Origin of the sequence: Mesorhizobium sp. M7A.F.Ca.CA.002.04.1.1 (genome assembly GCF_004022805.1) — a bacterium.
Taxonomy (GTDB): Bacteria; Pseudomonadota; Alphaproteobacteria; order Rhizobiales; family Rhizobiaceae; genus Mesorhizobium; species Mesorhizobium ciceri.
In genome coordinates this window covers 1-7,046 of record NZ_RZPL01000261.1, presented here as the reverse complement: position 1 = coordinate 7,046, position 7,046 = coordinate 1, and the positions used below count along the sequence as shown (strand labels likewise).

At 63.1% G+C, this 7,046-nt stretch carries 6 protein-coding genes; all 6 read right to left on the bottom strand.

Translation table 11 applies throughout. The features are described 5' to 3' along the window. Positions 1-250: 250 nt before the first annotated feature. Complete coding sequence (locus ENZ75_RS15470) at positions 251-1,696, bottom strand: homospermidine synthase (RefSeq protein ID WP_013529731.1); 1,446 nt, start codon at positions 1,694-1,696, stop codon at positions 251-253. A 130-nt stretch (positions 1,697-1,826) separates the two neighbouring features. Beyond that, positions 1,827-2,762: a DUF3445 domain-containing protein gene (locus ENZ75_RS15465; RefSeq protein WP_063168945.1), complete on the bottom strand. Its 936-nt coding sequence runs from the start codon at positions 2,760-2,762 to the stop codon at positions 1,827-1,829. 3 nt (positions 2,763-2,765) lie between these two features. Next, a complete protein-coding gene (locus ENZ75_RS15460; protein ID WP_063168944.1) occupies positions 2,766-3,428 on the bottom strand; it encodes an aminotransferase class IV family protein in 663 nt (220 codons plus the stop codon). After that, the gene (locus ENZ75_RS15455; RefSeq protein WP_063168943.1) at positions 3,377-4,522 is read right to left on the bottom strand and encodes an aminodeoxychorismate synthase component I; all 1,146 of its coding nucleotides are present in this window, start codon (positions 4,520-4,522) and stop codon (positions 3,377-3,379) included. The genes ENZ75_RS15460 and ENZ75_RS15455 overlap by 52 nt, the downstream gene beginning before the upstream one ends. A 182-nt stretch (positions 4,523-4,704) precedes the next feature. Beyond that, complete coding sequence (locus tag ENZ75_RS15450; RefSeq protein ID WP_063168942.1) at positions 4,705-5,445, bottom strand: hypothetical protein; 741 nt, start codon at positions 5,443-5,445, stop codon at positions 4,705-4,707. A gap of 361 nt (positions 5,446-5,806) precedes the next feature. After that, positions 5,807-7,046 (bottom strand): M3 family oligoendopeptidase (locus tag ENZ75_RS15445; RefSeq protein ID WP_128278169.1); only part of this gene is annotated, 1,240 nt, incomplete at its 5' end.

Sequence of the window (7,046 nt, the reverse complement as noted above, 5' to 3'; positions counted from 1 at the left end):
GGCGGCGAGCATCGCCGCAATGGCACCCGCCACGCTCATCGAAAGAATTTTGCGCGCAATGATCATGTGAAAATCCTCTCCTCTCGCTTCGGCCCAAAAATCGGAAATCGATTTTCGACAAGCACGAGGCGTGCATCCAAGTTTCCAGAGCGACGTGCGTCCAGATGAATACGTATCGCTATGGTCCGCATCCCTTCAATCGCCCGATTTCCGGGCGATTGCAAGGCAGTGAGGCAGGTGGGCGGTGCTGCTATCGCACAAGGATGTTGCGGAACTGCCACGGGTCGTTCCGGTCGAGGTCTTCCGGGAACAGGCCGGGACGGTTATCGAGCGGCGTCCAGTCGGTGTAGTAGCCCTTGACCGGTCCGAGATACTGGGACTGCACTTCCAGGCACCGCCTGTAGTCCATCTCGTCGGCTTCGACGATGCCGGCCTCGGGATTCTCCAGCGCCCAGACCATGCCCGAGAGCACCGCCGAGGTGACCTGCATGCCGGTGGCATTCTGGTAGGGGGCCAGCTTGCGCGCCTCGGCGAGCGACAGCTGCGAGCCGTACCAGTAGGCATTCTTGTCGTGGCCGTAGAGCAGCACGCCGAGTTCGTCGACGCCGTCGATCAACTCGTTCTCGTCGAGCACATGATGCACCGGCTGAGGCTTGCCGGCGGCGCCGAACATCTCGTCAAGCGACAGCATCGCGTCGTTGCAGGGATGATAGGCATAGTGGCAGGTCGGGCGGTAATGCACCTTGCCCTTCTTCGAACGCACGGTGAAGAAATCGGCGATAGAGATCGCCTCGTTATGCGTCACCAGCAGGCCGTATTGCGCGCCGGGCGTCGGGCACCACGAGCGCACGCGCGTGTTGGCGCCCGGCTGCTCCAGGTAGATGGCTGCCTTCGAGCCGTGCTTGTGCTTCTTGGCGTTCTTCGGCATCCATGTCTCGTGTGTGCCCCAGCCAAGTTCCGCGGGCTGCAGGCCCTCGGAGATGAAGCCTTCGACCGACCATGTGTTCCAGAACACATCCATCGGTTTCGGCTTCTTGGTGCGCTGGGTGTCGCGTTCGGCGATGTGGATGCCCTTGACGCCGGCCTTCTTCATCAGCTTGGCCCAGCCCTCGCGATCGTCCTGCGCGGGCTCCGAGAACTCCAGGCCAAGATCGGTGGCGAGATTGACCAACGCCTGCTTGACGAACCACGAGACCATGCCTGGATTGGCGCCGCAGGTGGAGACCGCCGTGGCGCCGCCGGGCTTGTCGTGCTTTTCCTTGAGCAGCGACTCGCGCAGCGCGTAATTGGTGCGGCTGGCGTTATCGGCCTTGGCGTCGAAATAGAAGCCGAGCCACGGCTCGACGACGGTGTCGATGTAGAGCACGCCGAGCTTGCGGCAGAGCCGCATCAGGTCCACCGAGCCGGTATCAACCGACAGGTTGATGCAAAAGCCCTGGCCGCCGCCATTGGTCAGAAGCGGGGTCAGGAGCTTCTTGTAGTTCTTCTCGGTCACCGCTTCCTGGACGAAGGTGATGCCGCGCTCGTCGAGCAGCTTGCGGTCGGTGTCGCGCGGATCGATAACCGTCATGCGCGACTTGTCGAACTTGAAATGGCGTTCGATCAGCGGCAGCGTTCCCCGGCCGATCGAGCCGAAGCCGATCATCACGACAGGGCCGCTGATCTCACCGTAAACGGGCCAGTTTTCATTCGCCATTTTATCGAGCACTCCTTCAAAGCCCAGGAAACTGGGAAAACGCACACACAAAACCGGGCATCTTTGCCCGGCGGCCATGCGCTACATCACAGATCATTGTCACAAACCAGCGAAAAGCGCCAACCAGCGATCAGTCGTCATTGGCCATGTGGTTAAGGACCGTCATCAGCCGATCACGGTCCGATGTCAGGCCCTTGTAGTCGAGCTGGGCGAGATCGAGTGCTTCGAGCTGGGCGGCGAAAGACACCGCGAGCTTCGCCCGATCAGGGTGCCTGGCCAGCACGGCGAGCGGATCGAGATGGATGCGGATGGTGAACAGGATATCGCGTGAAACAGGCAGTTTGCGTAGGGTTTGCCGCTCGACGCGAATGAAGGCATGGGCGTCGATGTCGCCATCGGGAAAGCGCGACGGCCGGTTGGTGGCGCGGTCGATGCGCTGCAGGTCGGAGAGCGGATGGTAGAGCGCGTTGTCGGCCTGGATCGACCAGTTGTAGCGCTCGACGGCCTGCCCCTGGAGGCCATCGAACATCCGGTTGATGAGTTCCGCCGGACGCGTGCCCGGGCCGAAACCCGGCACCGGCGCGTGGATGTCCTGCAGCGGCTTGCCGAACTTTTCCAGGAGCGACCAGGAGGAGGGAAAGCAGAGCGAGCCGGCGACCAGCCGCCAGCCGCTGTCACTGCTGCGCATCAGGATCAGGTCTTCCTGGACGAGCAGTGAGGCTTTGGCCAGCGGCGCATCGGCGAGGGAAGCAGGCAGACGGCTCGCCGCGCCCGCCACCTCGACGCCTGATCCGCCGAGCCGATGGGTTTCGGGGAACCTCTCCGGGAGATGCGCGGCGAGCAAGTCGAGCACTTCCTGCTGGGCGTCGCGCGTGCCGTCCTCCTCGACGAAAACGCGCTCTGGGATTTCGGCATAGAGCCGGTGCTTTTCGGCGAGATACGGCAGCAGATGGCCGTCGACCTCGATCCAGGCCGCCGGGTCGAGCGGCTTCAGCCCGATGCTGAACAGTTTCGACGAGCCGTCATAGGGCGTGTGGGTGGGCAGCGTATGTTTTGGGGACGTCATGTCTCAGGTCAGTCTTGCCGGGATCAGTCCGCGCAGCGAATTGCCGACGAACAGGGACTTGGCGGATTTCAGATCGTCCAAGCTGTAGATCGCTTCGCGGGCGCGGCCTTCATCCAGAAGCTGCGCGCGCAATACGCCAGGCAGCAGGCCGCAATCGAGCCGGGGCGTCGCCAGCACGCCGTCGCCGACATCGGCAAAGACATTGGTGATCGTGCCTTCACAGATCTCGCCACGCTCGTTGGCCATAAGCACCTCGTCGGCCTGCGTGATGAGGTGTTCGGCACGGGCACGCGTGTAAAGCTGTCGCCGGCTGGTCTTGTGGCGCAGCAGCGTGTCGTTCGAATCGAGCCTCGTCCGCGCCAGCCGCAGCATCCAGACTTTGTCGGCGGCGAGCGGTTCATAAGGCTGCGCAGAGGCCGTCACCTCGCCATCGTGCGACAGGACGAGACGCGTGCGCGTGGCAACGCCGGAACCGCCGACCGCGCTGCTCAGCGCCTCGCCGACCGTGCCTGGATCACAGCGGAAGCCGAGTTCCGCCGCCGAGCCATAGAGGCGCGCAAGATGACGATCGAAGCGCAGGAAGCCCGAGCCGGGTTCCCAGCGCATGGTCTCGATCAACTGAAAGTCGGCGGTGTTCCCGTCGCGAAGCGCGCTTTCAGCAGACACTCCTGATACTCCTCCTGCGCCGTCGAATCGAAGACGACGCCGCCTCCGACATTGTAGACGGCCTCGCCGCCCGAAAAGAGCGAGATGGTGCGGATCGCCACGGAAAAGCGCATCGGGCCGCCGGGTGCGATCCAGCCTATGGCGCCGCAATAGGCATCGCGGGGCGTGCCTTCCAGGTCGCGCAGGATCTCCATGGCACGGATCTTAGGCGCGCCGGTGATCGAACCGCAAGGAAACAGCGCCGCAAAGATCTGGCGGATAGAGAGACCCGGCAGCAGTTTGGCCCTGACGTCGCTCACCATCTGATGCACGGTCGGGTAAGTCTCGATGCGGAACAGCGCCGGCACGTCCAGCGTGCCCACCTCGCTGATCAGCGAGATATCGTTGCGCAGGAGATCGACGATCATCCGGTTTTCGGCCTGGTTTTTCTCGTCATTGCGCAGGAAGATCTTCTGCCGTTCGTCCTCGGCTTTGGTGGCGCCGCGCGGCGCCGTTCCCTTCATCGGATGCGTCTCGATCATGCCCTCGGCGTCGATCTCGAAGAACAGTTCAGGCGAGCGCGACAGCACGATGGGTTCACCGAGCGCGATCAGCGCGCCATATTTCACCGGCTGACGTTCAGTCAACGCATCGAACGCGGCCAGAGGCTCGCCTGACCATTGCGCATGCACGGGAAAGGTCAGATTGCCCTGGTAGCAATCACCTTGCCGGATGTGCTGGTGCAGCCGCGAGAAGCGTTTTTCATAATCCTCGGGCGACCACGTCGCACGGGCGTCGAAGATCGGGCCATTGGTCGCCGCCATATTGCGCGGCGGCACCGCCTGTTCGACCGGGGCATCGAAAACCCCAAGGCACACGAGTGGGGCGCGGCGTCCATTCGGCAGCAGGGGAACGAGCTTGGGTTCGAGCAGGTAGCCCGCCTCATACGAGAAATAGCCGGCAAGCCATTTGCCTGCATCATGCGCGGCTTGTGCTGCTTCCAGAGCCGGCCCGAAATCGCCTGCATCGTGCGCCACGATGATATCGGCCGGCCGGTCGAAAACGAGCTGGCGCGCGCTTTTGTCATTGCGAAAAATTGCGGCGGGCAGGGACATGGGCACCGAATGCTGCGGTCAATGAAGCCATCAACCGCTCTATATGGGGTGCCGCCCGCGCGCAATCGAGGGAACGGCACGCTGCCTCTTAAAGCCGACCTTTGGGCCAACTCAGGAACCAAGAGCAAACGGCGACGCCGATATGGCGCCGCCGCTTGCAATCTTCAGGTCGTGCCTGGCGATCAGCTGTTGCTGGAGGTTCCGGCTGTTGGAAACTGCTTGGCGAATTCCTTCTCGTTGCCGGCGGCGAGCAGCTTGGCCTGCTCGATCCAGCGTTCGCGCGCGATGCGGCCATCGAAATTCATGACGTCCTCGATCCGTTTGATATCGGCCGCTGTCCAGGACGCGATCTGGGCGAAGCTGGTGACGCCTTGTGCCTTGAGCAGTTTCTCATTGACCGGACCGATACCGATCAGCCGACGCAGATTGTCGGGCTTTCCGGATGCTGGCTTGGCTGTTGCAGGCTTGGCTGTTGCAGGCTTGACTGTTGCAGGCTTGCTCATTGCGGATTTGGCTGGAGCCGAGGTTTTGGTGGCGACGGGTTTCGCCGCCGGCTTGGCAGAGACCGCTTTCGCAGCGGCCGGTTTGGCCGTCGCGGGCTTTGTGGTGGCGGATTTGGCCGTCGCGGGGGTCGACATCAGGGCCGCCGGCGCCTGGCTTGCCGGTTTTGCCGCGCTGCTTCCGGCGGCAGGTGCGGCCGACGCTTCGCGCAGCCGGCGCTCAAGGTCGGCGCGGGTCTTGCCGCATGCATCGAGTTCGCCGGTCAGGCGGTCGCTGTCGGTGCGCAGCCTGTCGCGTTCGCTGCGTGTACGGTCGAGATCGCCGCGCAAGCTGTCGAGTTCACCGCGCAGGCGCCCCCAAAGGAACCAGCCGACCAATACGCCTATCAGGAACGCCAGGACCACGTAGAAAAAAGTGCCCATTGTCTCTCTCCAGTCAGATCCGTCTGCCGTGGGTCATGATCTTCGGCGAAGGACTACTCTTGGTGGTTCCGCGGTAAGCAGAACAGCCGGCTTCGGTTCGAGCTGTCGGCGATCGGCTTTGCTTGCCCATGGCCAACGGCCGTTGTCGCGTTCGCCTGAGCGCCACGGCCGGCTGAGATTTCTCCTCGCCGATCCGCATGCGCTCCGGCTGAGCTTGGAGCGAAGGCTATCATAGAGCTTGTGGAAAGCTATCGGAAAACTTCGGTGGAGAGTACTTCAAGAACAGATATTTAGGGCGATAGTAGAGCTGTCCCAACATGCATTCCGGCTAAACTGTTAGAGCGACGCCTGGGGGCGCATTTCAAGTGTCGAGCGCTTCCAGCTCGTCGATCAGGCCACCGATGACGCCAAGTCCGATCTGCCAGAAGGCGGGATCGGTGGCGTCGAGCCCGAAGGGCGCCAGAAGCTCGGAATGATGTTTGGTGCCGCCGGCGCGCAGCATTTCGAAATACTTGTCCTGAAAGCCGCGCTCGGCGTTCTGGTAGACCGCGTAAAGCGAGTTCACCAGGCAGTCGCCGAAAGCATAGGCATAGACATAAAAGGGCGAATGGATGAAGTGCGGGATGTAGGTCCAGAACACCTCGTAGCCTTCGCGCAGCTTGATGGCGGGACCCAGACTTTCGGCCTGCACTTCGAGCCAGAACTGACCGAGCCTGTCGGAGGTCAGTTCGCCGTTCTTGCGTTCGGCATGCACCTTGCGCTCGAATTCATAGAAGGCGATCTGGCGCACGACCGTGTTGATCATGTCCTCGACCTTCTGGGCGAGCATGGCCTTGCGCTCGCGCCGGTCGGTGGTCTGGTCGAGCAGCGAGCGGAAGGTCAGCATCTCGCCGAAGACCGATGCCGTCTCGGCCAGCGTCAGCGGCGTCGAGGCCATCAGCGCACCCTGGCCGCCGGCCAGCACCTGATGCACGCCATGGCCAAGCTCGTGCGCCAGCGTCATCACATCGCGCGGCTTGCCCATGTAGTTGAGCAGGACATAGGGATGCGCCGACGGTACGGTCGGATGCGCGAAGGCGCCAGGCGACTTGCCGGGCCGCACCGGCGCGTCGATCCAGTTGCGGTCGAAGAAGGTTCGCGCGATCTCGGCCATGTCGGGCGAAAAGCGCTGATAGGCGGACAGCACGGTGTTCCTGGCCTCGTCCCAGCCGATGATCGCCTGGGGCGTATCCGGCAACGGCGCGTTGCGGTCCCAATGGTTCATCACCTCCATGCCCAGCCAGCGTGCCTTCATCGCGTAGTAGCGGTGCGAGAGGCGCGGATAGGCATCGCGAACGGCGGAGGCCAAGGCGTCCACCACACTGCGCTCGACGCGGTTGGCCAGATGGCGTGAATCGGCGATGTCCTCGAAGCCACGCCAGCGGTCGGATATCTCCTTGTCCTTGGCCAGCGTGTTGGTGATCAGCGTGAAGGTGCGCAAGTTCTTGCGGAAGGTCGTGGCCAGCGCCTCGGACGCCCGGCGGCGCACCTCGCCGTCGGCGTCCTGCAGACGGTTCAGCGCCGGCTCCAACGTCAGTTCCTCGCCGTCGATGTGGAAGCGA

Coding starts and splice junctions, on each gene's coding strand:
- ENZ75_RS15450 (WP_063168942.1), bottom strand. CDS start 5,445: ATGGGCACTTTTTTCTACGTGGTCCTGGCGTTCCTGATAGGCGTATTG.
- ENZ75_RS15465 (WP_063168945.1), bottom strand. CDS start 2,762: ATGACGTCCCCAAAACATACGCTGCCCACCCACACGCCCTATGACGGC.
- ENZ75_RS15455 (WP_063168943.1), bottom strand. CDS start 4,522: ATGTCCCTGCCCGCCGCAATTTTTCGCAATGACAAAAGCGCGCGCCAG.
- ENZ75_RS15470 (WP_013529731.1), bottom strand. CDS start 1,696: ATGGCGAATGAAAACTGGCCCGTTTACGGTGAGATCAGCGGCCCTGTC.